The following is a 21,440-nucleotide window of genomic DNA, read 5'->3' on the forward strand; positions in this document are numbered from 1 at the left end:
GGCGAGCTGCCGGGGCGTCAGTGCGAGGAGCTGCCGCGCAGCAGGCGGTCGAGCATCTCCAGCGCGGCCTCGTGATCGACCGTCGCGTCGAGCAGCCACTGGGTCTGCAGGCCGTCGGAGGCGGCGATCACGAGCGCGGCGACGAGCGTCGGGTCGAGATCCGCGCGCAGATGACCGGACGCCTGCAGCCGGCGCACCTGCTCGGCCATGTCGTGGCGCAGCCGGGCGAAGCGCTCGGTCGCGAAGGCCTGGGCGGCAGGATGGTTGTCTTCGAGCGCCATCGCGACCAGCGTCGAGTACAGCTGTACGAGACCGGGGATCGAGCGGTTCTCCTCGGCCGACACCCGCATCGCCATCGCGGGGCTCGAGTCGGGCGGTGCCGGCTGCTTCGTGGTGTTCGCCGTGCGCTCGGACTCGCGATAGACCGCCACCAGCAGTTCCTCGAGCGATCCGAAGTAGTGGGTGAGCGCCGCATGGGTCACCCCGACCTCCTGGGCGATCGCGCGCAGGCTCGTCTTCTGCGAGCCGCGCCGCGCGAACACCTCGATCGCCTTGTCGAGGATCTCCTGGCGTCGCGCAATGCCCTTCGCGTAGCGACCCCGGCTGCGGGGTGCGTCCTCGGGCGTCGCGGTCATATGCCGATGATACCGGGGACGATCGCCAAAAACCTCCGCGTGGAACTTCTCGGTTCCGGCCGATGCGCCAGAGGTCAGGCGGCCCCGGCGGGCTCAGATGGCTGAGCTGACGGGTCCCGCGTCACCGATGCGGTGGATGCGTCGCGAGAGGATGGAGAGGAGAGGAGGACGGATGCCGCACCACAGCGCCGGCCGCAGGTTCGCCGCCGAAGCCGCCCACGCGCTCTCGACCCTGTTCCGCCTCGCCCCGGCACCGGGCCCCCGCTGGGCCATCGGACTGCGGGCCGCGATCGCGATGGCCACGCCCATCGCCGTCATGTCGCTCGCCGGGCGCTCTGACCTCGGATTCCAGGCGGCCACCGGCGCGTTCGTCGCCCTCTATGCGACGCATCTGCCCGTGACCGAGCGCCTGCGTGTGCTGCCGTTCGTGGCCGGCGCACTGCTGGCCGCGGCGCTGCTGGGCGCGCTCGCCGGCCCGTCGGCGGTGGCCACCCTCGTCGGACTCGCGGTCGTCTCGATCGCCGCCGCGGCCGCCATGTTCGGATTCCGCGTGGGGCCGCCCGGGCCGCTCTTCGTCGTGCTCGTGTTCGGCCTGTCTGCGCACATCGTGGCGTCGGGGGCGGATGCCGCCACCTACGTCGCGGCGGTGGGCTGCGGCATCCTGTTCGCCGCCGTCGTGTCATTCACGCCGCTGTTGATGCCGAGCCGGCGACGCCTGCCCGCCCGCCCGCTGCGGCAGGTGCTGCCCGGTCCGGCGTGGCCGCCGGGTGAGCGGGTGCTGCTGATCCGCGTGGCGACCGTGACGGTGGTCGGGATCGCGCTGGGTCTCGTGCTCGATCCCGACCGCGCGTACTGGATCGTCGGCGCCGCGGTGGCCGTGGTGGGGGTCGCCGCCGATCGTCGCGCCGCCTTCACGCGAGGACTGCACCGCATGATCGGCACGATCGTGGGCGCCGGGGTGTACCTGCTCCTGGCACCGCTGCCGTTGCCGGCGCTGTGGCTGGCGCTCGTGCTCGCGGCGCTGCAGTTCACCATCGAGCTGTTCGTGGTGCGCAATTACGCGCTGGCGCTGGTGTTCATCACGCCGCTCGTGCTCCTGCTCACCGGCGCGGCGACCGGTGCGGTCGACACCGTCGCCGTGGCCGCTGAGCGGGTCATCGACACACTCGCCGGCGCGGCGCTCGGCGCGCTCAGCGGCGTGCTGCACCCCCGCGACGACACCGGGGACGACGCCCCTCACGCAGTCGCCAGAGGATAGCGACGGCGCAGCAGCACGCGCTGCACCAGAGTCCACGCGACGGTGGTAGCGAGGTAGATCGCCGCGGCGAGCGGCACGAACAGCGCGACCACGGCGGTGGTGAACTGCAGCGCGCCGGCCAGCCGCGCCATGCCCGCTCCGGCCAGGGGGGAGCCGGTGGGTGAGTCGTCCACCACCGGGCGGAAGGCGCGGCGCGTGATCTCGGCGACCACCACGACGATCGCGACGACCACCGCGAACACCCCGAAGGTCGCCGCCGTCGCGGTCCCGGCGGCGACCGAGGCGAACAGGCTCGTCCCGAGCGGCACGCCGAAGAGCTGCTCGGTCAGCAGGGCGTTGGCGTGTCCGGCGATCGTCGGGTGCAGGAACAGCGTGTACACGATCGCGACGACCGGTGCCTGCGCGAGCATGGGCAGACACCCGGCCAGGGGCGAGCTGTTCTCGTCGGCGTAGAGCTTCATCGTCTCGCGCTGCAGTCGTTCGGGGTTGCCCTTGTGGCGCCGCTGCAGCTCCCTGAGCTTCGGCGCCAGGCGGCTGCGGGTCTGCTCGGCCTTCGCCTGGGCGACACCGGCGGGCAGCAGCACCGCCCGCACCAGCAGGGTGATCAGGAGGACGGATGCTGCAGCCGCTGCCGGTCCGGCGAGCGGTTCGAGGGAGGTGGCGAGCCCCATCAGCAGGGCGTAGGCCGTGTCGAGGATCGCGGCGATGGGTGGGAAGGCGGAGAAGTCCAAGGGTGAGTCCGTTCGTCGAGTGCCGGTTCGTGGCGTGCGGCCACGACGGCACCGACTTCGGCCCTCGGAGGGGCGTCGGCGACTACGCGGCCAGGGCCGCGAATCCGGGCGCTCGCGGGCGGGAGTGCCCGGGCGCGTCGGGGTGGGACTCGGTCAGACGCGTCGCGTCGGCGATCGCCCGGCGGGGCAGGCGCTCGCCGGCGATGGCGCGAGCGGGGGAGACGAACAGGGAGATGGCGACAGCCAGCAGGGCGAGGGTCGCCAGCACGGCGACCGTCGTGGCCGCAGCGAACGCGAAGGCACCCGTGCCGGGGGCCGCGATCGTGCCGAGGAGCTCGACGACGGGGCGGGCGACAAGGCCGAGGATCACGACGAGAGCGCGCAGCACCAGGCCGATCGACTCGATCATGCGCGTCTCCTCCCGTCGCGGCTCACGGTAGCACGCGGGTCTTGGCGCGGGAGGGACGGCGGCCCTTCCTCCCCAGCCGTTGCGGGTGCGGGTGCATCCCCAGCTGCCGGCCGATCGGCGCCGGGTGTCAGGAGCATGAGGCAGGGTGGAACCGTGACAGCGACGACCACGACCCGCACCGAGGCCCTCGAGGTGCTGCGCGCGCTCGTCGGCCGCGCTGACGCCGACTTCCACGATGGGCAGTACGAGGCGATCGAGGCCCTTGTCGACGACCGCCGGCGCGCGCTCGTCGTGCAGCGAACGGGGTGGGGCAAGTCCGCCGTGTACTTCGTGGCGACCCTGCTGCTGCGCCGGCGCGGAGCCGGCCCCACGGTGCTCGTGTCGCCGCTGCTCGCCCTCATGCGCGATCAGATCGCGGCGGCCGCACGGGCCGGAGTGCGTGCGGTGAAGATCGACTCCACCAACGCGCACGAGTGGACCGACGTGCTGACGCAGCTCGATCGCGACGAGGTCGACGTGCTGCTGGTATCGCCCGAGCGGCTGAACAACCCCTCTTTCCGCGACGAGCAGCTGCCCCAGCTGGTCGCTCGCATCGGACTCCTCGTCGTCGACGAGGCGCACTGCATCAGCGACTGGGGCCACGACTTCCGGCCGGATTACCGGCGGCTTCGCGACCTGATCGCGCGCATGCCCGCCGGCGTTCCGGTGCTCGCCACCACCGCGACCGCGAACAGCCGTGTCGTCTCCGACGTCGCCGAGCAGCTGGATGCGGGCAGCCCCGCGCAGGGGGGAACGGATGCCGCGGCATCCGGTGTGCTCACCATCCGGGGTCCGCTCGCACGGGCGTCGCTCCGCCTCGGGGTGCTGCGACTGCCCAACTCACCGAGCAGGCTGGCCTGGCTGATCAGCCACCTCGGCGACCTGCCCGGCTCGGGCATCATCTACACGCTCACGGTCGCCGCGGCCAACGACACCGCGCGGCTGCTCCGTGAGCGCGGCTACGACGTGCGCGCCTACACCGGTCAGACCGACACCGACGAGCGCGAAGAGTCCGAGACGCTCCTGAAGGACAACCGCGTCAAGGCGCTCGTGGCGACCAGCGCGCTCGGCATGGGCTTCGACAAGCCCGACCTCGGCTTCGTGGTGCACCTCGGCGCGCCGTCGTCGCCCGTGTCGTACTACCAGCAGGTCGGACGCGCGGGGCGCGCCACCGCGTCGGCGGATGTGCTGCTGCTGCCGGGCGTCGAAGACCGCGAGATCTGGCACTACTTCGCGACGGCGTCTATGCCGGACCGCGACCGCGCCGAGCGGGTGCTCTCGGCGCTCGCGGCGGCGGGTGCGCCGATGTCGACGCCCGCGCTGGAGGCCGTGGTCGACATCCGCCGCACGCCGCTCGAGCTCCTGCTCAAGGTGCTCGACGTCGACGGTGCGGTCGCCCGCGTCCGTGGCGGCTGGATCGCGACCGGCGCCCCCTGGGTCTACGACGAGGAGCGCTACGCCCGCATCGCGGCCGAGCGCCTCGCCGAGCAGCAGCACATGATCGACTACGAAGAGACGTCGGGCTGCCGCATGGAGTTCTTGCAGCGCTCGCTCGACGACGACACCGCCGTGCCGTGCGGGCGGTGCGACAACTGCGCCGGCGCGTGGTTCCCGACCGAGATCGCCGCCGCAGCGACGGATGCCGCAACCGCCGCCCTCGATCGCGTCGGCGTTCCGATCGAACCGCGCCGTCAGTGGCCCACCGGCGCCGACAGACTGGGCGTCCCCGTCAAGGGGCGGATTCCTGCCGACGAGCAGGCCGGGGAAGGCCGCGTGCTCGCGCGTCTGACGGATCTCGGCTGGGGTGGCGTGCTGCGGGAGCTGTTCGCCGCCGGGGCATCCGACGGGCCTGTGCCGCCGAACGTGCTCGCGGCGTGCGTGCGGGTGCTGGCGGAGTGGGGCTGGGAGACACGCCCGGTCGCCGTCGTCGCGATGCCGTCGCGAGCGAAGCCGCAGCTGGTCGACTCCCTCGCCCGGGGGATCGCGGGGATCGGCCGACTGCCGTTCCTCGGGGCTCTCGACCCGGTCGACGGGGGGCCGACGGGTCAGCCGGGCGGCAACAGCGCCTTCCGCGTGGCAGGCGTCTGGGACCGGTTCTCGGGCGCAGGCCTCGACGTTCCGCCCGGGCCGGTGCTGCTCGTCGACGACAGGGTCGACAGCGGCTGGACCCTCACCGTCGCGGCGCGCGAGCTGCGACGCTCGGGCGCGAGCGCCGTGCTCCCGTTCGCCTTGGCCCTCCGCGGCTGACTCCGGCCACAGTCTCGGTCGGCGACGCACGAAGGGCGAGCCGGCGAGACGGACGCGCGGCCGCCTCGCTCGGTCACTCGCCGGTCGGAGGCTTCGGTCGAGGCCGACGCACGATGAGGTAGACCACCGCCGCGGCGACCAGCAGGATCAGCAGCACCACCCAGGGCCACCAGTTCATCTGCGACGCGGCGTCGTCCCCTGCCTCTGCGGTGATCGAGGGGGAAGGTGTCGGCGACGTGGTCGGGCTCGGCGAGGGGGGCGCGCTCGGCTCCGGCGTCGCCGTCGCTTCGGACGTCGCCGTGGGTTCAGGCTCCACCGGGGGCTCGGGTGCCACCGTCGGCGCCGGCTCGGGCACCGTCTCCTCGGGCTCAGGTGCCTCGGTGGTGGGCTCGGTCGTCGGCTCTGGCGCCACCGTCGGCTCGGGGGCCGGCTCGGCGGTGGGAACGGGCGTTCGCGTCGGCAGGGCAGTGGGAAGCGCCGTCGGAAGCTCCGTGGGCAGCGCCGTCGGAAGCTCCGTGGGCAGCGCCGTCGGGAGTGTGATGCCGCCTTCGCCGCAGCCCGCCAGGAGGGTGAGCACGGCGACGATGGTGAGTCCGGCGAGCACGCGTCCAGCGCGGGGGCTCCGCGGCGGCGGCGATGCGTGGGTCACAGGGGGCTGCGGCATCCGATACTCCCGTCGATGGCTCGATCGAGAGTACGGCGCCGTGACCCGAGCGCGCATCATGCGATCCGCATGGTCCCTCCCTCGCTTATGACGTTTCATGTCGCCATGTCGCGGTGTGTGTCACCGCGGCATTCCGCGACTCGCGCACGCGGGCGAGCATGACCACATGCCTTCCCCACTCATCTCGCCGACGGAGCTCGCCGATCTCGTCCGTGGTGGCACCCCGCCGCGCATCCTCGACGTGCGCTGGCGGCTCGACCGGCCGGAAGGACGCCCGGACTACCTCGACGGGCACCTGCCCGGCGCCGTTTACGTCGACCTCGACAACGAGTTGGCTCGGCGCGGCGATCCGCGCGAGGGCCGGCATCCGCTCCCGCCCCGTGAGCAGCTGCAGGCGGCGGCCCGCCGCTGGGGCATCCGTGCGGGCGACACGGTGGTCGCGTACGACGACGTCCACTCCGTGGCGGCGGCACGCGCGTGGTGGGTGCTGACGCGCTCGGGCCTCGCGGACGTGCGCGTGCTCGACGGCGGCCTGCGCGGCTGGCTGGCCGAGCGGCTGCCGCTCGAAACGGGCGACGTGCTGCCGCGACCCCCGGGCGACGTCGTGCTCGACGAGATCACCGAGGGCGTCGCCGACATCGACGGCGTGGAGGAGTGGCCCGACCACGGCCTGCTGCTGGACGTGCGGGCCCCCGAGCGGTACCGAGGGGACGCCGAGCCCCTCGACCCCGTCGGCGGGCACATCCCCGGCGCCGTGAACCTGCCGACGACGGTGCACCTGACAGCGGGCAGGTTCCGCTCACCTGACGAGATCCGGGCCGAGTTCGCTGCCGCCGGCGTGGCGGACGGCGTCGCGGTCGCGGCCTACTGCGGCTCCGGCATCGCGGCGACGCACACCGCCCTGGCCGGCGCACTCGCCGGCATCGACGTGGTGGTGTACCCGGGCTCCTGGAGCCAGTGGTCGCGCTCGCGCGGGCGACTGGCGGCCGTCGGCCCGGCGCCGTCGCTCGACGTGGTCCCGGTATGACCGAGCCGCTCATCGTCGGCGCCATGGTCCGCACGCTGGGCGCCTATCCGTCGGGCTGGCGTCACCCGGGTGCGCACGCCGACCCGCGGACGGATGCCGCGATCCTGCGTCGCATCGCGCGTCTCGCCGAAGACGCCGACCTCGACTACCTCTTCTTCGGCGACTGGCTGGCGACCGGTCCCGATCTCGAATTCCGCGACCCCTATCTGCTCGCACGCATCGACCCGCTGAGCGCGGTCCTCTACCTCGCCGGTGTGACGGAACGCATCGGCCTCATCGCCACGGTGAACTCGACGTACGCCGACCCCTACGCGACCGCGCGGGCCACGGCATCCCTCGATCTGCTCACCGGCGGCCGGGCGGGTGTGAACCTCGTCACCGGTGCCGAGCCGAGGGCGGCGGCCAACCACGGCCGCGACGCGCACGCCGACAACGAGACCCGCTACGACCGCGCCGACGAGTTCGTGCGTGCCCTCCGGCTGCTGTGGGAGTCGTGGGATGCCGACGCCTGGGTCGCCGACACCGCCGGCGGGGTCCTCATCGACGCCGACGGTCTGCGTCCCGCCGCGTTCACGGGGTCGCAGGTGCGGGTCGAGGGCCCTCTCAATGTGGCGCGCCCGCCGCAGTCGCATCCGCCGATCGTCCACGCCGGCACGTCGCCCCGCTCGCGGACGCTCGCGGCGACCGAGGCCGATCTGGCGTTGATCGCCGCGGGCGACCCAGTGGTGGCCGCGGGCACGCGTTCCGAGCTGCGCGCGGTGGCGGCTGCCGCCGGCCGCGATCCCGACGAGTTGAAGGTCATCGTCCCGGTGCTTCCGGTGGTGGCCGAGACGGATGCCGCGGCCCGCGCGATCGTCGACAGGCTGCTGCTGCTCGTGCCCATCGACGACGGGGCGCCGTCCCATGCCGCCCGCGCCGGGTTCCCCGCGAACCGTTCCCTCGGGTCGTTCCTCGACGTGGCGGAGATCGCAGGCGACGATCCGGTGCGCTCGGCATCGGTCGACGACGTGGTGCGGGCTGCGACTGCCGCGCGATTCGCGGAGCCGGCGGCGCGCACGCTCGAGACGGTCCTCTCGCGGACCGGGCGCGACGTCGACGGCGAGCACCCGGTCACCTGGCGTCATCTCATCGCCGCGCATGCCGTGCCCGCGAGCTTCGTCGTCGGCGCACCGTCGGCGGTCGCGGACCACTTCGAGCTGTGGCGCGACGCGGGAGCCGCCGACGGGTTCAACGTGCTGTCGGCGTTCCAGCCGGCGCAGTTCGAGGCCTTCACCGGTCTCGCCGTGCCGGAGCTCCGCCGCCGCGGGCTCATCGGCCGTGGCGGGGCGTCCCTCCGCGACCGACTGGGACTGGGAGCACCGCGGCTGCTCCAGGCGCCCCAGCCGGTTACCACCGGTCGCTGAGCACCTCGCACGTATTACCCCGTGTGAACCACCGTGACCTCCGTTTGCCTCCGGTGAACAGCCGTGACGGCCAGGCCAGCCGCGTGCTTGTGCGCCTCCCTAACGTGGCCAGCACCTCTTCACGAACCCGAAGCCTCCAGGAGAAACCATGTCCCGTCCCGCATCGCGAATCGTCGCGGGTGCTGCAGCGGTGCTCGTCGCCGCGGCATCCCTCACGGCTTGCGCGTCACAGCAGCCCGCGACAGGCGGGTCGACGGCAGCCGCCGGCGATCCCGTCACCGGCGGGGAGCTCACGTACCTCGAGCACCAGACCTACACGAACCTCTACCCGCCGCAGGCCGGCTTCTACCCGAACGGCGGCCTCGTCAACAACATCACCGCGCGTCTGACGTGGCAGAACCCGGAGACGCTCGAGATCGAGCCGTGGGTCGCCACCGAGTGGACTGTGAACGACGACGCCACCGAGTACACGTTCGAGCTGCGCGACGACGTCACCTTCTCCGACGGCACGCCGCTCGACGCCGCGGCCGTCGCGAAGAATTTCGACACCTACGGCCTGGGCAACCAGGCGCTGGGCCTGACCGTCTCGGAGGCGATCAACAACTACGCCTCGAGCGAGGTCGTCGACGGCGACACCGTCACGTTCCGCTTCGCGGCGCCCGCACCGGGTTTCCTGCAGGCGACATCGACGATCAACTCGGGGCTGCTCTCGCCGGCGACCCTCGACCGTTCGCTCGAGGAGCTCGGCGCGGGCAACGCGACCGACATCGTGGGCTCAGGGCCGTTCGTCATCACGGACGAGAAGCTCGGGACCGAGCTCACCCTGGAGGCGCGCGACGACTACGACTGGGCTCCACCGAGCTTCGAGCACCAGGGCCGCGCTTACCTCGACCAGATCCACCTCATCGTCACCCCCGAAGACAGCGTCCGCATCGGCTCGCTGCTCGCAGGGCAGGCCGACTACATCCGCTACGTGCAGGCGTTCGACGAAGCCCGCGTCGAGTCGTCGGGCTTCGACCTCTACGCCCCGCAGACCCGCGGCGTGAACAACGCGCTGAGCCTGCGGTTCACCAACCCGCTGCTGAGCGACATCAAGGTGCGCCAGGCCCTCGTTGCCGGCGTCGACAGCCAGGAGGTCGTCGACACGATCTTCACCGGGAACTACCCGCGCGCCACCTCGGCGCTGAGCTCTTCGGCGCTCGGCTACAAGGACGAGTCGGAGTACTACGAGTACGACCCCGATAGGGCGGAAGAACTGCTCGACGACGCCGGCTGGGAGCCGGCAGCCGATGGCATCCGCGAGAAGGACGGCCAGCGACTGTCACTGGACGTCTACGAGGCCAAGCCGCAGCCGCTGTCGAAGCAGACGCTCGAGCTCGTGTCGCAGCAGCTGAAGAAGATCGGCGTCGAGCTCAACGTGAAGTCGGCGGACGCCGGCTCGTACGTCGAGGACATCAAGGACCCGCTCAAGACGCCGCTGTACCACTCGATGGTCGGGCGCGCGGACCTCGACGTGATCAAGAGCCAGTACTACACGAAGAACCGCAACACGCTGCTGTCGGACGACGCCGAACTCGACCGGCTGCTCGAGGCTGTGGCCTCCACGCCCGACCCCGACGAGCGCATCGCGGCGTCGCAGGCCGTGCAGGACTACCTCGCGGAGCAGGCGTACGTCATCCCGCTCTTCGAGGAGCCGCAGGTGTACGGCGCCGCGCCGTACGTGCACGGCGTCGAGTTCGAGTCGGTCGCGCGTCCGCTGTTCTACGACGTGTGGCTCGACAAGAAGTAGGACGCGGGAGCCGAACCCCATGAGCTACGCGCTCCGCCGCGCCGGGCAGGCCGCGATCGTGCTGATCGCGGCCTTCACGGCCACCTTCATCCTGCTCCAGCTGCTGCCCGGCGACGCGATCCTCATCAAGTACGACAATCCGGAGCTGGGTCTCACGCCCGACCAGATCGAGTCGATCCGGGTCGCCTACGGTGCCGACTCCTCGTGGTGGGAGCAGTACTGGGTCACCCTGACCGGCTACGCCCAGGGCGACTTCGGCTATTCGACGCAGTACGGCACGGGGGTGCTCCAGCTCATCGGGGAGGCCCTGCCGCCGACCGCGGCGCTGGCGACCCTGGGGTTCCTGCTCGCGGCGGTGATCGCCTTCGCGATCGCGTTCCTGTCGACGCTGTCGCCGTTCGCCTGGCTTCGGCAGGCACTCCAGGCGCTGCCCGGGGTGTTCGTGGCCGTGCCGGTGTTCTGGCTGGGCATCCTCCTCATCCAGGTGTTCTCGTTCGGCCTCGGCTGGGTGCCGATCGTGGGCGCCGACCCGGTCGCGGGGCTGATCCTTCCGGTGATCACCCTGGCGGTGCCGATCTCGGCGCCGCTCGCCCAGATCCTGGTGCGCAGCATCGACGACGTGCAGCTGCAGCCGTTCGTCACCGTCGTCCGCGCGAAGGGCGCCTCGCCGTCGTGGGTGCTGTGGCGCTCGGTGGCCCGCAATGCGCTGCTGCCGACGCTCACGATCGCGGGCGTGCTGTTCGGAGAAGTCGTCGGCGGCGCCGTCGTCACCGAGACGGTGTTCGGACGCCCGGGCATCGGCCGGGTGACCGAGCAGGCGGTGGCCAATCAGGACATCCCCGTGCTGCAGGGGATCGTCGTGCTCGCGGCGTTCACCTTCGTGGTCGTGAACCTCGTGGTCGACCTGCTCTACCCGGTGCTCGACCCGAGGTTGCGCAGCGCGAAGCGCGGCGCACCCACACCGTCCACCCCCGCGCTGCAGGAGGCGACCGCATGACCCTTCCACAGGCTCACGCGCCGATCCTCGACGACGGCACGGATGCCGCGGCCGCCGTGAGCGCGCGCGACGAGGCGCGTGCGCTGAGCGACGGACGAGACGAAGCGTCCGGCACCGTCGTCGACCCGGTCGCCCGCGACGCGGGAGCACCGGACGGACTCCCCGAACGGCGCTTCTCGGCCGCACGGCTGTTCGCCCGCGGGCGGCGCCCGTCGTGGACCCTGGTCGTCGCCATCGCGGTCATCGTGATCGCGGTGCTGTGGGCCGTCGTCCCCTGGCTGTTCACGTCGTACGATCCGATCGTCGGCGTCCCGGCCGAGAAGCTGCTGCCCCCGAGCACGGCGCACTGGTTCGGCACGGACGCGATCGGGCGCGACCTCTACGCCCGCGTCGTCTACGGCGCGATCCACTCGCTCTCGGGCGCTCTCATCGCCGTGACCGTCGGCCTCGCGGCCGGCACGGTCATCGGCGTACTCGCCGGGTCGGTCGGCGGGTGGCTCGACGACGTGCTGATGCGTCTCGTCGACGTGCTGCTGTCGATCCCCGGCCTGCTGCTGATGCTGTCGGTCATCATCCTGCTGGGCTTCGGCACGGTGAACGCGGCGATCGCGGTCGGCGTCGTGAGTATCGCCTCCTTCGCCCGGCTCTCGCGGTCGGAGGTGGTGCGCGTGCGCCGCACCGACTACGTCGAGGCGGCCTTCGGCAGCGGCGGCACGTTCGCCGCCGTGCTCGGACGCCACGTGCTGCCCAACTCGCTGACGGCCGTCGTGGGACTGGCGGCACTGCAGTTCGGCAGCGCGATCCTCGCGATCTCGACCCTCGGCTTCCTCGGCTACGGGGCGCCGCCCCCGACGCCGGAGTGGGGCCTCCTCATCGCCGAGGGGCGGAACTACGTCGCGACAGCCTGGTGGCTGACGACGCTGCCGGGGCTCGTCGTGCTCGTGGTGGTGCTGAGCGCCAACCGCATCAGCCAGTCGATCGGAAGGGGAACGCGATGAGCGTGCTCGACGTGCAGGGCCTCCGCGTGTCGTACGATTCGCGCGCCGGGCGCCGGGAGGTCGTCCACGGCGTGGACGTCTCGGTCGGCGAGGGCGAGGTCGTGGCCCTCGTGGGCGAGTCCGGCTCGGGCAAGTCCACCACCGCGCACTCCCTCATCGGCCTGCTGCCCGAGGGCGGTCGCGTCGACGGCGGATCGATCGCCCTCGGCGGCGTCGACATCACGGGCTGGAGCCAGCAGCGGCTGCGCGCCGTGCGCGGGGCACAGGTCGGGCTGGTGCCGCAGGACCCGGTGTCGTCGCTCGACCCGGTGCGCCCGATCGGCGTGCAGGTGGGCGAGATCCTGCGTCTTCACGGCGTGCGGTCCGCGACAGTCCGACGTGCGCGTGTGCTCGAGCTTCTGGAGCGCGTCGGCCTCGACGACCCCGCGCTGCGGGCGCGGCAGTATCCGCACGAACTCTCGGGCGGCATGCGTCAGCGCGTCCTCATCGCCACCGCCATCGCGCTGCGGCCGCGCCTGATCATCGCCGACGAGCCGACGAGCGCGCTCGACGTCACGGTGCAGCGGCGCATCCTCGACCTCATCGACGACCTGCGCCGTGAGGAGGGCACCTCGGTGCTGCTCGTCACCCACGATCTGGGTGTCGCCGCCGACCGCGCGCAGCGCATCGTCGTGCTGAACCAGGGCCGCGTCGTCGAGCAGGGGCCGAGCGCCGGCATCCTGTCGGCCCCCGCCGATGTCTACACGCGGCAGCTCCTGGCCGACGCGCCGGCCCTCGCGGTCGGCGATTTCCGGCGACCTGCGCCGGCGCTGTTCCTGCGGGATGCCGGGGCCGCCGCCGCGGAGAACCCCTACGTCATCGTCGCCGACGGCCTCGTGAAGGAGTTCGCCGTCCACGGCCGGGGGCGTGAGCCGTTCCGCGCTGTGGACGACGTGTCGTTCCAGGTCCGCCGTGGCACGACGCATGCGCTCGTGGGGGAGTCCGGCTCGGGCAAGACCACGACTGCGCGTCTGGTGACGCGGTTCCTGCAGCCGGACGCGGGGCGCATCGAGCTCGTCGGCTCCTCTGGTGAGCTGGCCGACATCGCGGGCCTGCGCGGCGAGGGCCTTCGCAGCTTGCGCCGACGGATCCAGCTGGTGTACCAGAACCCCTTCTCGTCGCTCGACCCGCGGCAGAGCGTCGCGCAGATCGTCGCCGAGCCGCTGCACAACTTCCGCGAGGGCACGCGCGCCGCGCGTTCGGCTCGCGCGGCCGAGCTCCTCGATCGCGTGGCGCTTCCGGCGGACCTGCTCGAGCGGACGCCGCGCGAGCTGTCGGGCGGCCAGCGTCAGCGCGTCGCGATCGCGCGCGCGCTCGCCATCCGTCCGGATGTGGTCGTGCTCGATGAAGCGGTGTCGGCGCTCGACGTCACCGTGCAGGCGCGCATCCTCGAGCTGCTCGAATCGCTCCAGCAGGAACTCGGCCTCACCTACCTGTTCATCTCGCACGATCTCGCCGTGGTGCGCCGCATCAGCCACACCGTCTCGGTCATGCGCCGGGGCCGGGTCGTCGAAGCCGGCAGCACCGAGGACATCTTCACGTCCCCCGCCCACGAGTACACGCGCGAGCTGCTGGCAGCCGTGCCCGGACGATCGGAGGTCGCGGCATGACCGTGTCGTCTCTCGCCTTCTTCCCCCGCCTGCTGGATGCCGCCAGTCCCGGTCCGATCGACGACGCGCCCGCCGCCGAGCGGTACCGTCTCGCCACCGACCAGATCCGGCACGCGGAGCGGTTCGGCATCGGGCGCGCGTGGGTCGCGCAGCACCACTTCCGCGCGGCCGAGGGCGGCCTGCCGGCTCCGTTCGTCTTCCTCGCGCATGTGGCCGCCGCCACGAGTGAGATCCGCCTCGGCACCGGCGTCGTCACGCTGCCACTCGAAGACCCGGTGCGCGTGGCTGAGGACGCCGTCGTCGCCGACCTCCTGTCCGGCGGACGCATCGATCTCGGTCTCGGCAGCGGCGGCACGCCGTCGTCGTTCATCCCGTTCGGCCAGGACGTGGCGGCCAAGGCCGCCGTCTTCGACGAGAAGCTCGGCGTGCTGATCGATGCGCTCGCCGGGCGCGAGATCGGCGGAGGCAACACGCTGTACCCAGACGCATCGTCGACCCGGTCGCGTCTGGCCGACCGCATCTGGCAGGCGACCTTCTCCGCCGGAGGGGGCGCGCGGGCCGGGGGTCACGGTCACGGCCTGCTGCTCTCGCGCACGCAGCCGCGGCCGGCAGACGCGCCCGGTGCGACGCTGGCCGAGCTGCAGCATCCCATCATCGACCGGTACCTCGACACGCTTCCGGCGGGCGTCGCGCCCCGGATCACGGCATCCCGCACCGTCTTCGTCGCGGACGACCGCGCCGACGCCCGGCGGTTCGCCGAGGCCGGACTGCGCCGCGCGGCCGAAGGCTTCCGTCGCTCGGGCCAGCTCATACCGGGTGACACGCTCGACGAGCTCATCGCGGCGACCGACACCCACCTCGGAACCCCCGAAGAGGTGGCCGCGTCGCTCGCGACCGACACCACGCTCGGGCGTGCCACCGAGGTCGCCTTCCAGGTGCACTCCGTCGACGCCCCGCACGACCACGTGCTGCGGTCCATCGAGCTCTTCGCCACCGAAGTCGCGCCCGCCCTCGGCTGGGCGGCGCGCGACCGCTCCCTCGAACCATTCGGCCGTCTCGGAAAGGAGACCCCATGACCACCGCGACCATCGACGTCGTCGACGAGTTCGTCGGCGTGCAAGAGGGGGACGCGCTCGATGACCTGCGCCACCGCCGCCCCGTCACCCGTGAGCAGCTGCAGGCGAGCTATGACGCGCTCTTCGCGCCTGTGGACGACACCGCGTTCCCCGTGGCGGAGCGCCTGCTCGTCGCCGCCTTCGCGACGCGTTCGACGTCCGACGACGCCACCGCCGCCTTCTATGCCGACGCCGCGCGCCGCGCGGACGCCGCACGTGCCGAGGTCGTACTCGCGGAGGCATCCGCCGCCGCGACCGCGGGACCCTTCGGCGCGTACCGCGAGGAGGGGCTGCGTGGCGAGAGCAGCGACGGCCGTCGCTACGAGCCGGGTACGGACGTTCGCGAGGCGCTGGGCGAGCGCCTCACGGCCGCGCTCACCCATGCGCACCTGCTGACCTTCCGCCCGCGAGAGGCCGACGGCGCAGACCAGAGCCGGCTCCTCGAGTCGGGGTGGAGCGCTGACGGCATCATCACGCTCTCGCAGCTGGTGTCGTTCCTCGCCTTCCAGCAGCGCGTGGCCGCCGGCCTCCGCGCGATCCGCTCAGCTCAGGAGGTCTCGGCATGACCGATACGACGACCGCAGTTAACGTCCTCGTGCATGACGAGGACCAGCCGCACGCCTTCACCCGTGCCGAGGTCGGCTGGCTGCCGTGGCTCGAGCCCCTTGCCGCCGACGAGCTCACCGAGCGCCACTACGACGGGCTCGTCGACCGTCAGCGCGCAGGGAGCGACTACTTCCGGCTGCTGGCCCGCGATCCCGAGATCCTGCGGGCGCGCACGCTCGTAGACAAGGACATCTTCTACAACACCGCCGAAGGGCTGCCGCGCGCCGAACGCGAGCTCGCCGCCACCGCCGCCTCGCGCGTGAACGGCTGCGTCTTCTGCGCGTCGGTGCACGCGCGCTTCGCGGCGCACTACTCGAAGGACGCCGAGCGCGTCGACATCCTCCTCGCGGAGGGCGTCGGCGCCGACCTCGGGGAGCGCTGGAACGCGATCGTGGCTGCCGCCGCCGCGCTCACGGCGACCCCGCTCGCGTTCGACGCCACCCACGTGGAGCGGCTGCGGGCCGTCGGTCTCGACGAGCTCGAGATCGCCGATGTCGTGCACGGCGCCGCGTTCTTCAACTGGGCGAACCGGCTCATGCTGTCCATCGGGCGGCCGGTCGCGCCGCCGCACGAGGGTGAGTGATGAGCCGTCCGCTGAAGGTCGTCGGCGTCTCGGGCTCGCTGCATGAGCCGAGTCGCACCACGGCGCTCGTGCGGGCGATCCTCGCCGAGGTGGGGGCGCGCATCGAGATCGAGCCGACACTGATCGAGGTCGCCGCGCTCGGGCCGGGCTTCGCCGGAGCGCTGCACCGGGACCAGGTCGCGCCCGCGGTGGAGGAGGCGCTGCAGCTCATCGAGTCGGCCGACCTGCTGGTCGTGGGCTCGCCCGTGTACCGCGCCTCGTTCACGGGGCTGTTCAAGCACCTGTTCGACTTCGTGGGCCAGTACGACCTCGTCGGCACGCCCGTGCTTCTCGCGGCCACGGGCGGCGGCGAGCGGCACGCGCTGATCATCGAGCACCAGCTCCGCCCGCTGTTCGGCTTCTTCCAGGCGCTCACGCTGCCGTTGGGCGTGTACGCCTCGACCGAGGACTTCGGCAATGACGAGCTGACCTCGCCCGAGGTCATCCGTCGTGTCGTGCAGGCCGTCGACGGATCGCTGCCGCTCGTCGAGCAGGCCACCCGCGTTCGCAGATCGGAGTATGTGACGACCTGGTGATGCTGCGCCGGGCCGCGGCATCCGTCGCTGCGTCCCGGCGTGCCGCTCGCCCAAGGCATCCTCGACGCCGCCCCCGGTGAGCGTCTAGACTGGCGCCCGTGTTGACCTGTCGGTGTTGTCGCCCCTGCTGCTGAAGCAATCGCTTCGCGCAGATCCCAGCGACCCCGACAACCCTCCGCGCTCCCGCGCGGCAACACTCCAGGAAACATCGTGCGTTACGCCCAGAGCGTGGTCGACCTCGTCGGCAACACCCCCCTCGTCCGCCTGACCCGCGTCACCGACGGCATCGCCGCGACGGTGCTCGCCAAGGTCGAGTACTTCAACCCCGGCGGTTCCGCCAAGGACCGCATCGCCCGCCGCATCATCGATGCCGCCGAGCGTGACGGATTGCTCCGGCCCGGCGGCACGATCGTCGAACCGACGAGCGGCAACACCGGCGTGGGGCTCGCGCTCGTGGCGATACAGCGTGGGTACCGGATGATCTTCGTCGTGCCCGACAAGTTCGCGGGACCCAAGGTGGACGTGCTGCGGGCCTACGGCGCGGAGGTCGTCGTGACCGATACGAGCGTCCCGCCCGAGGACCCTCGCTCGTACTACAGCGTGTCGGATCGGCTGGTGCGGGAGATCCCCGGAGCGTTCAAGCCGAACCAGTTCGCCAACCCGAACGGGCCGCTGAGCCACTACGAGACCACGGGTCCCGAGATCTGGCGCGACACCGACGGACGCGTGACCCATTTCGTCGCCGGCATCGGCACCGGCGGCACGATCACCGGCACGGGCCGCTACCTGCACGAGGTGTCGGGCGGCGCGGTGCGGGTGGTCGGCGCAGACCCGGAAGGCTCGATCTACTCCGGCGGCCCGCTCCACGGATACCTGGTCGAGGGCGTCGGCGAGGACTTCTGGCCCGACAGCTACGACCCCTCGGTGCCCGACGAGATCCACCGCGTCGGTGACGCCGAGACCTTCGAGATGACCCGCCGCCTCGCCCGCGAGGAGGGGCTGCTGGTGGGCGGGTCGAGCGGGATGGCTGTGGTCGCCGCGCTGCGCACCGCGCGCGAGCTTCCCGCCGAAGCCGTCGTCGTCGTGCTGCTGCCCGACCACGGACGCGGATACCTCAACCGGTTCTACGACGACGACTGGATGCGCGAGCACGGCTTCGAGGTGCCTGCACCCGCCGCAGTCCCAGGCCCCGAGGCCCCCACCGCGGTCCCGGTCGTTGAGCGAGCGAGGAACGAGCGAGACGAAACGCCTGCACCCGCCGCAGACCCTGGCCCCGCGGCATCCCGGACCATCCCCGACGAAGGAGCACCCGCATGACCGAGCCCACGAACGACCACGGTTTCGAGACCCGCGCGGTGCACGCGGGGCAGGCCTTCGACCCGACGACGGGGGCCGTGATCCCGCCGGTGCACTTCTCGACGACGTACGCGCAGGACGGCATCGGCGGCCTTCGCGAGGGCTACGAGTACGGCCGCAGCGGCAACCCGACGCGCACGGCGCTCGAGACGCAGCTCGCCGCGCTCGAAGGCGGTGCCCACGCGCTCTCGTTCGCCTCGGGGCTGGCGGCCGAGGACGCGCTGCTGCGCGCCGCGCTCAAGCCCCGTGACGAGGTGCTGCTCGGCAGCGACGTCTACGGCGGCACGTACCGCCTCATCGCGCGGGTGCTCGGGGCGTGGGGCGTGGGGGTTCGGGTGGTCGACATGAGCGACCTGGACGCCGTGCGTGCCGCGCTGGAGGAGCACCCGGCGCGCATCGTGTGGGTCGAGACGCCGAGCAACCCGCTGCTGCGCATCACCGACATCGCCGGGCTCGCACGACTCGGGCACGACGCCGGCGCGCTCGTCGTCGTCGACAACACGTTCGCGTCGCCCGCTCTGCAGCAGCCGCTCGCCTTCGGCGCGGACGTCGTGGTGCACTCGACGACGAAGTACCTCGGCGGGCACTCCGACGTGGTGGGCGGCGCCCTGGTGCTGAACGACGAGGCGCTGTACGGCGAGGCGAAGTTCCTGCAGTTCGCCGTCGGCGCAGTCTCCGGCCCGCTGGACGCGTGGCTGACGACGCGCGGCATCAAGACGCTGGCGCTGCGCATGCAGCGGCACAGCGAGAACGCCCAGGCCGTGGCCGAGTTCCTGGCCGCCCACGATCGCGTCGCGCGGGTGTACTACCCCGGGCTTCCGTCGCATCCCGGTCACGAGCTCGCCGCGGCGCAGATGAGCGGGTTCGGCGGGATCGTCTCGGTCGCGCTGGCGGATGCCGCATCCGCTCGCCGCTTCGCAGAGTCGACGCGGCTGTTCCAGCTGGCCGAGTCGCTCGGCGGCGTCGAGTCGCTCATGAACTACCCCGACGAGATGACGCACGCGTCGGTGCGCGGCACCGAGCTCGCCGTCCCGCCGGAGGTGGTGCGGCTGTCGGTCGGGATCGAGTCGGCCGCCGACCTCCTCGCCGACCTCGACCAGGCCCTCGCCCGCCTCTGAGCCGCCGCTGGGGCCGGGCCCCGGGTCACTGAGCCCCGGCCGCGGTCGCTGCGCCTGTCGGAGCGTCCTTCGACGAGCTCAGGGACCGGGTCGGGTCCGCCGGGTCCGGTCCGCCCCGTCGGGTCCGCAAGGTCCGGTCGGCAACGGCGGTGGCTACGCTGGGCGCGTGGACCCCGTCACCGCAACCCTTGTCATCCTGGTGCTCGCGGTGATCGCCTTCGTGAGCAACCGCGTGCCCATCGGGATCGTGGCGATCGGCGTCGCCCTGGCGCTCTACTTCACCGGAGTGCTCACGCTGCCCGAAGCCCTGGCGGGATTCGGCGATCCGACCGTGCTCTTCATCGCCGCGCTGTTCGTGGTCAGCGAGTCGCTGGATGCGACGGGCGTCACCGCGTGGGCGGGACAGAAGGTGATCGGCCGCGCAGGGACGAAGCGGACCACCCTCGTCGTCGTGATCGCGCTGCTGGTCGCCGGCTTGACGGCGCTCATCAGCATCAACGGCGCGGTCGCGGCCCTGCTGCCGCTGGTCGTCGTGGTCGCGGCGCGCGCCGGCATCGCATCGTCGAAGCTGCTCATGCCGCTCGCGTTCGCGGCATCCGCCGGCTCGCTGGTTCTGCTCACCGGCACGCCGGTCAACATCATCGTGTCGGAGTTCGCCGCGGGCGCGGGTGGGCGGGAGTTCGGGTTCTTCGAGTTCGCGCTCGTCGGCGTTCCGGTGCTGCTCGGCACCGTGGTGATCCTGCTGCTCAGCGGTCGGCTGCTCCCCGAGCGCAAGAGCGCGCTGATGCCCGTGGATCTGGTGCGGCACGCGCGGATGCTGCGCCAGCAGTACTCCCTGACGCTCGACACCGGCATGCTGCTCGGTCCGGACAGCGGGGTGACCGAGGTCGTCGTGGCGCCGCGGTCGCCCCTGATCGGCACGCGCGTGTGCGCCGGCATGACGACGCCCGACGGCGACCTCGTCGTGCTGGCGGCGCGCCGCGGCGACGAGCACCTGAAGGGCACCGAGTTCATCGTGCAGTCCGGCGACGCGCTCCTGCTGCAGGGTGCCTGGGACGACCTGACGCGGCGCACGCAGGGCCCGGGCGTGCTCGTCGTCGACGACCCGGCGCAGCTGCGCCGGTCGGTGCCGCTCGGGCGCGGCGCGAAGCGCGCGATCGGCATCCTCCTGGCCATGATCCTGCTGCTCGCGACCGGTCTCGTGCCGCCGGCGGTGGCCGCATTGCTCGCGGCGTGCGCGCTCGTGCTCACCCGCACGGTCACCGGGACCGCGGCGTACCACGCGATCTCGTGGACCACGGTGGTGCTGATCGCCGGCATGATCCCGCTGTCGACGGCATTCATCAGCACCGGCACCGCCGATCTCGTCGCCGAAGGCATGCTGTCGATGCTGGGCGACGCGGGCCCCCACGTCGCATTGCTCGCGCTGTGCGGCATCACGCTGGTGCTGGGCCAGCTCATCAGCAACACCGCGACCGTGCTCATCGTGGCGCCGATCGCCATCTCGGTGGCGCGTGCGCTGGACCTGTCGGTGCAGCCCTTCATGATGGCGCTCGCCGTCGTGGGGGCCGCGGCCTTCCTGACGCCCATCGCGACGCCCGCGAACCTCATGGTGATGGAGCCCGCGGGCTATCGGTTCGGCGACTACTGGAAGCCCGGCCTTCCGCTCGCGCTGTTCTTCCTGCTGATGGCCGTGTTCTACGTCCCACTCGTCTGGCCGTTCTGACCCGGCTGTCGCCCCGGGCCGCGGCATCCGCTCGCATCCGGACATCTGCCGGGAAACGGATGCCGGCGGCCGGGCCGCCCGAGTTCCGGCAGTTTTCCGACTCCGGGGTGGTTTCCCGGCATCCGCTCGTATCCGGAGATCTGCCGGGAAACGGATGCCGGCGGCCGGGCCGCCCGAGTTTCGGCGGATCTCCGCATCCCGGCGGTTCGCGGTATCCGCTCGCATCCGGAGATCTGCCGGGATACGGATGCCTGCGGCCGAGGCATCCGAGTTCCGGCAGTTTTCCGACTTCGGGTTGGTTCCCGACATCCGCTCGCATCCGGAGATCTGCCGGGATACGGATGCCTGCGGCCGAGGCATCCGAGTTCCGGCATGTCTCCGAATCCCGGGTGGTTCGCGGCATCCCCTCGCCCGGTCCTGTGACGGAGTTCCGCCGATTGGCGACTCGCCAGAAATCGCCATCGAACGGCGCAGTCCTTGGCGAGTCGCCAAAACCGGTCGGCGACGGCGACGCA

At 72.1% G+C, this 21,440-nt stretch carries 19 protein-coding genes; 15 read left to right on the forward strand and 4 right to left on the reverse strand.

Annotation, left to right across the window (positions count from 1 at the left end; all coding sequences use genetic code 11):
* Positions 1-17: 17 nt before the first annotated feature.
* Positions 18-635, reverse strand: coding sequence for a TetR/AcrR family transcriptional regulator (locus ACI3KY_RS05390; RefSeq protein WP_404929176.1), 618 nt, complete (start codon positions 633-635; stop codon positions 18-20).
* A gap of 172 nt (positions 636-807) precedes the next feature.
* Between ACI3KY_RS05390 and ACI3KY_RS05395 the strand changes: the two genes are divergently transcribed.
* Positions 808-1,893 (forward strand): FUSC family protein, encoded by a 1,086-nt coding sequence (locus ACI3KY_RS05395; RefSeq protein ID WP_404929177.1) that lies wholly within the window; start codon positions 808-810, stop codon positions 1,891-1,893.
* Here ACI3KY_RS05395 and ACI3KY_RS05400 read toward each other — a convergent pair.
* Together ACI3KY_RS05400 and ACI3KY_RS05405 are read right to left on the reverse strand one after the other, a co-directional pair.
* Positions 1,872-2,624, reverse strand: a complete 753-nt coding sequence (locus tag ACI3KY_RS05400) for a YidC/Oxa1 family membrane protein insertase (protein WP_404929178.1) — start codon at positions 2,622-2,624, stop codon at positions 1,872-1,874. The genes ACI3KY_RS05395 and ACI3KY_RS05400 overlap by 22 nt on opposite strands.
* 82 nt (positions 2,625-2,706) lie before the next feature.
* Positions 2,707-3,033 (reverse strand): DUF6412 domain-containing protein, encoded by a 327-nt coding sequence (locus ACI3KY_RS05405; protein WP_404929179.1) that lies wholly within the window; start codon positions 3,031-3,033, stop codon positions 2,707-2,709.
* Positions 3,034-3,168: 135 nt separating this feature from the next.
* Between ACI3KY_RS05405 and ACI3KY_RS05410 the strand changes: the two genes are divergently transcribed.
* Entirely contained in the window at positions 3,169-5,319 is a 2,151-nt protein-coding gene (locus ACI3KY_RS05410; protein WP_404929180.1) for a DEAD/DEAH box helicase, read from the forward strand.
* 73 nt (positions 5,320-5,392) lie between these two features.
* Here ACI3KY_RS05410 and ACI3KY_RS05415 read toward each other — a convergent pair whose 3' ends face one another.
* Entirely contained in the window at positions 5,393-5,983 is a 591-nt protein-coding gene (locus tag ACI3KY_RS05415; protein ID WP_404929181.1) for a hypothetical protein, read from the reverse strand.
* A gap of 166 nt (positions 5,984-6,149) precedes the next feature.
* Between ACI3KY_RS05415 and ACI3KY_RS05420 the strand changes: the two genes are divergently transcribed.
* The 13 genes from ACI3KY_RS05420 to ACI3KY_RS05480 all read left to right on the forward strand — a co-directional run bounded on the left by ACI3KY_RS05420 (position 6,150) and on the right by ACI3KY_RS05480 (position 20,925).
* Positions 6,150-7,010: a sulfurtransferase gene (locus ACI3KY_RS05420; protein ID WP_404929182.1), complete on the forward strand. Its 861-nt coding sequence runs from the start codon at positions 6,150-6,152 to the stop codon at positions 7,008-7,010.
* The gene (locus ACI3KY_RS05425; RefSeq protein WP_404929183.1) at positions 7,007-8,413 is read left to right on the forward strand and encodes an NtaA/DmoA family FMN-dependent monooxygenase; all 1,407 of its coding nucleotides are present in this window, start codon (positions 7,007-7,009) and stop codon (positions 8,411-8,413) included. The genes ACI3KY_RS05420 and ACI3KY_RS05425 overlap by 4 nt, the downstream gene beginning before the upstream one ends.
* Before the next feature lie 148 nt (positions 8,414-8,561).
* The gene (locus ACI3KY_RS05430) at positions 8,562-10,202 is read left to right on the forward strand and encodes a TIGR04028 family ABC transporter substrate-binding protein (RefSeq protein ID WP_404929184.1); all 1,641 of its coding nucleotides are present in this window, start codon (positions 8,562-8,564) and stop codon (positions 10,200-10,202) included.
* A 19-nt stretch (positions 10,203-10,221) separates the two neighbouring features.
* Complete coding sequence (locus ACI3KY_RS05435; protein ID WP_404929185.1) at positions 10,222-11,199, forward strand: ABC transporter permease; 978 nt, start codon at positions 10,222-10,224, stop codon at positions 11,197-11,199.
* Positions 11,196-12,197: an ABC transporter permease gene (locus ACI3KY_RS05440; RefSeq protein WP_404929186.1), complete on the forward strand. Its 1,002-nt coding sequence runs from the start codon at positions 11,196-11,198 to the stop codon at positions 12,195-12,197. Before ACI3KY_RS05435 ends, ACI3KY_RS05440 begins: the two co-directional genes overlap by 4 nt.
* Positions 12,194-13,846 carry a dipeptide ABC transporter ATP-binding protein gene (locus ACI3KY_RS05445; RefSeq protein ID WP_404929187.1) on the forward strand — a complete coding sequence of 551 codons (1,653 nt, stop codon included), beginning with the start codon at positions 12,194-12,196 and terminating at the stop codon, positions 13,844-13,846. The genes ACI3KY_RS05440 and ACI3KY_RS05445 overlap by 4 nt, the downstream gene beginning before the upstream one ends.
* Positions 13,843-14,922 (forward strand): putative FMN-dependent luciferase-like monooxygenase, encoded by a 1,080-nt coding sequence (locus ACI3KY_RS05450; protein ID WP_404929188.1) that lies wholly within the window; start codon positions 13,843-13,845, stop codon positions 14,920-14,922. Before ACI3KY_RS05445 ends, ACI3KY_RS05450 begins: the two co-directional genes overlap by 4 nt.
* Complete coding sequence (locus ACI3KY_RS05455; RefSeq protein WP_404929189.1) at positions 14,919-15,527, forward strand: CMD domain protein; 609 nt, start codon at positions 14,919-14,921, stop codon at positions 15,525-15,527. The genes ACI3KY_RS05450 and ACI3KY_RS05455 overlap by 4 nt, the downstream gene beginning before the upstream one ends.
* Entirely contained in the window at positions 15,524-16,150 is a 627-nt protein-coding gene (locus ACI3KY_RS05460) for an alkylhydroperoxidase domain protein (protein WP_404929190.1), read from the forward strand. Before ACI3KY_RS05455 ends, ACI3KY_RS05460 begins: the two co-directional genes overlap by 4 nt.
* Entirely contained in the window at positions 16,150-16,725 is a 576-nt protein-coding gene (gene msuE, locus ACI3KY_RS05465) for an FMN reductase (protein WP_404929191.1), read from the forward strand. The genes ACI3KY_RS05460 and msuE overlap by 1 nt, the downstream gene beginning before the upstream one ends.
* 210 nt (positions 16,726-16,935) lie before the next feature.
* Positions 16,936-18,042 carry a pyridoxal-phosphate dependent enzyme gene (locus ACI3KY_RS05470; RefSeq protein WP_404929192.1) on the forward strand — a complete coding sequence of 369 codons (1,107 nt, stop codon included), beginning with the start codon at positions 16,936-16,938 and terminating at the stop codon, positions 18,040-18,042.
* Positions 18,039-19,199, forward strand: a complete 1,161-nt coding sequence (locus ACI3KY_RS05475; RefSeq protein ID WP_404929193.1) for a cystathionine gamma-synthase — start codon at positions 18,039-18,041, stop codon at positions 19,197-19,199. Before ACI3KY_RS05470 ends, ACI3KY_RS05475 begins: the two co-directional genes overlap by 4 nt.
* A gap of 166 nt (positions 19,200-19,365) precedes the next feature.
* On the forward strand, positions 19,366-20,925 hold the full coding sequence (locus ACI3KY_RS05480; protein WP_404929194.1) for an SLC13 family permease: 1,560 nt from the start codon (positions 19,366-19,368) through the stop codon (positions 20,923-20,925).
* Positions 20,926-21,440 lie beyond the last annotated feature (515 nt).

Origin of the sequence: Microbacterium sp. ZW T2_14, assembly GCF_044987405.1 — a bacterium.
Lineage (GTDB): Bacteria > Actinomycetota > Actinomycetes > Actinomycetales > Microbacteriaceae > Microbacterium.

Coding starts and splice junctions, on each gene's coding strand:
- ACI3KY_RS05405 (WP_404929179.1), bottom strand. CDS start 3,033: ATGATCGAGTCGATCGGCCTGGTGCTGCGCGCTCTCGTCGTGATCCTC.
- ACI3KY_RS05440 (WP_404929186.1), top strand. CDS start 11,196: ATGACCCTTCCACAGGCTCACGCGCCGATCCTCGACGACGGCACGGAT.
- ACI3KY_RS05430 (WP_404929184.1), top strand. CDS start 8,562: ATGTCCCGTCCCGCATCGCGAATCGTCGCGGGTGCTGCAGCGGTGCTC.
- ACI3KY_RS05475 (WP_404929193.1), top strand. CDS start 18,039: ATGACCGAGCCCACGAACGACCACGGTTTCGAGACCCGCGCGGTGCAC.
- ACI3KY_RS05450 (WP_404929188.1), top strand. CDS start 13,843: ATGACCGTGTCGTCTCTCGCCTTCTTCCCCCGCCTGCTGGATGCCGCC.
- msuE (WP_404929191.1), top strand. CDS start 16,150: ATGAGCCGTCCGCTGAAGGTCGTCGGCGTCTCGGGCTCGCTGCATGAG.
- ACI3KY_RS05455 (WP_404929189.1), top strand. CDS start 14,919: ATGACCACCGCGACCATCGACGTCGTCGACGAGTTCGTCGGCGTGCAA.
- ACI3KY_RS05390 (WP_404929176.1), bottom strand. CDS start 635: ATGACCGCGACGCCCGAGGACGCACCCCGCAGCCGGGGTCGCTACGCG.
- ACI3KY_RS05445 (WP_404929187.1), top strand. CDS start 12,194: ATGAGCGTGCTCGACGTGCAGGGCCTCCGCGTGTCGTACGATTCGCGC.
- ACI3KY_RS05435 (WP_404929185.1), top strand. CDS start 10,222: ATGAGCTACGCGCTCCGCCGCGCCGGGCAGGCCGCGATCGTGCTGATC.
- ACI3KY_RS05395 (WP_404929177.1), top strand. CDS start 808: ATGCCGCACCACAGCGCCGGCCGCAGGTTCGCCGCCGAAGCCGCCCAC.
- ACI3KY_RS05425 (WP_404929183.1), top strand. CDS start 7,007: ATGACCGAGCCGCTCATCGTCGGCGCCATGGTCCGCACGCTGGGCGCC.
- ACI3KY_RS05420 (WP_404929182.1), top strand. CDS start 6,150: ATGCCTTCCCCACTCATCTCGCCGACGGAGCTCGCCGATCTCGTCCGT.
- ACI3KY_RS05410 (WP_404929180.1), top strand. CDS start 3,169: ATGAGGCAGGGTGGAACCGTGACAGCGACGACCACGACCCGCACCGAG.
- ACI3KY_RS05415 (WP_404929181.1), bottom strand. CDS start 5,983: ATGCCGCAGCCCCCTGTGACCCACGCATCGCCGCCGCCGCGGAGCCCC.
- ACI3KY_RS05460 (WP_404929190.1), top strand. CDS start 15,524: ATGACCGATACGACGACCGCAGTTAACGTCCTCGTGCATGACGAGGAC.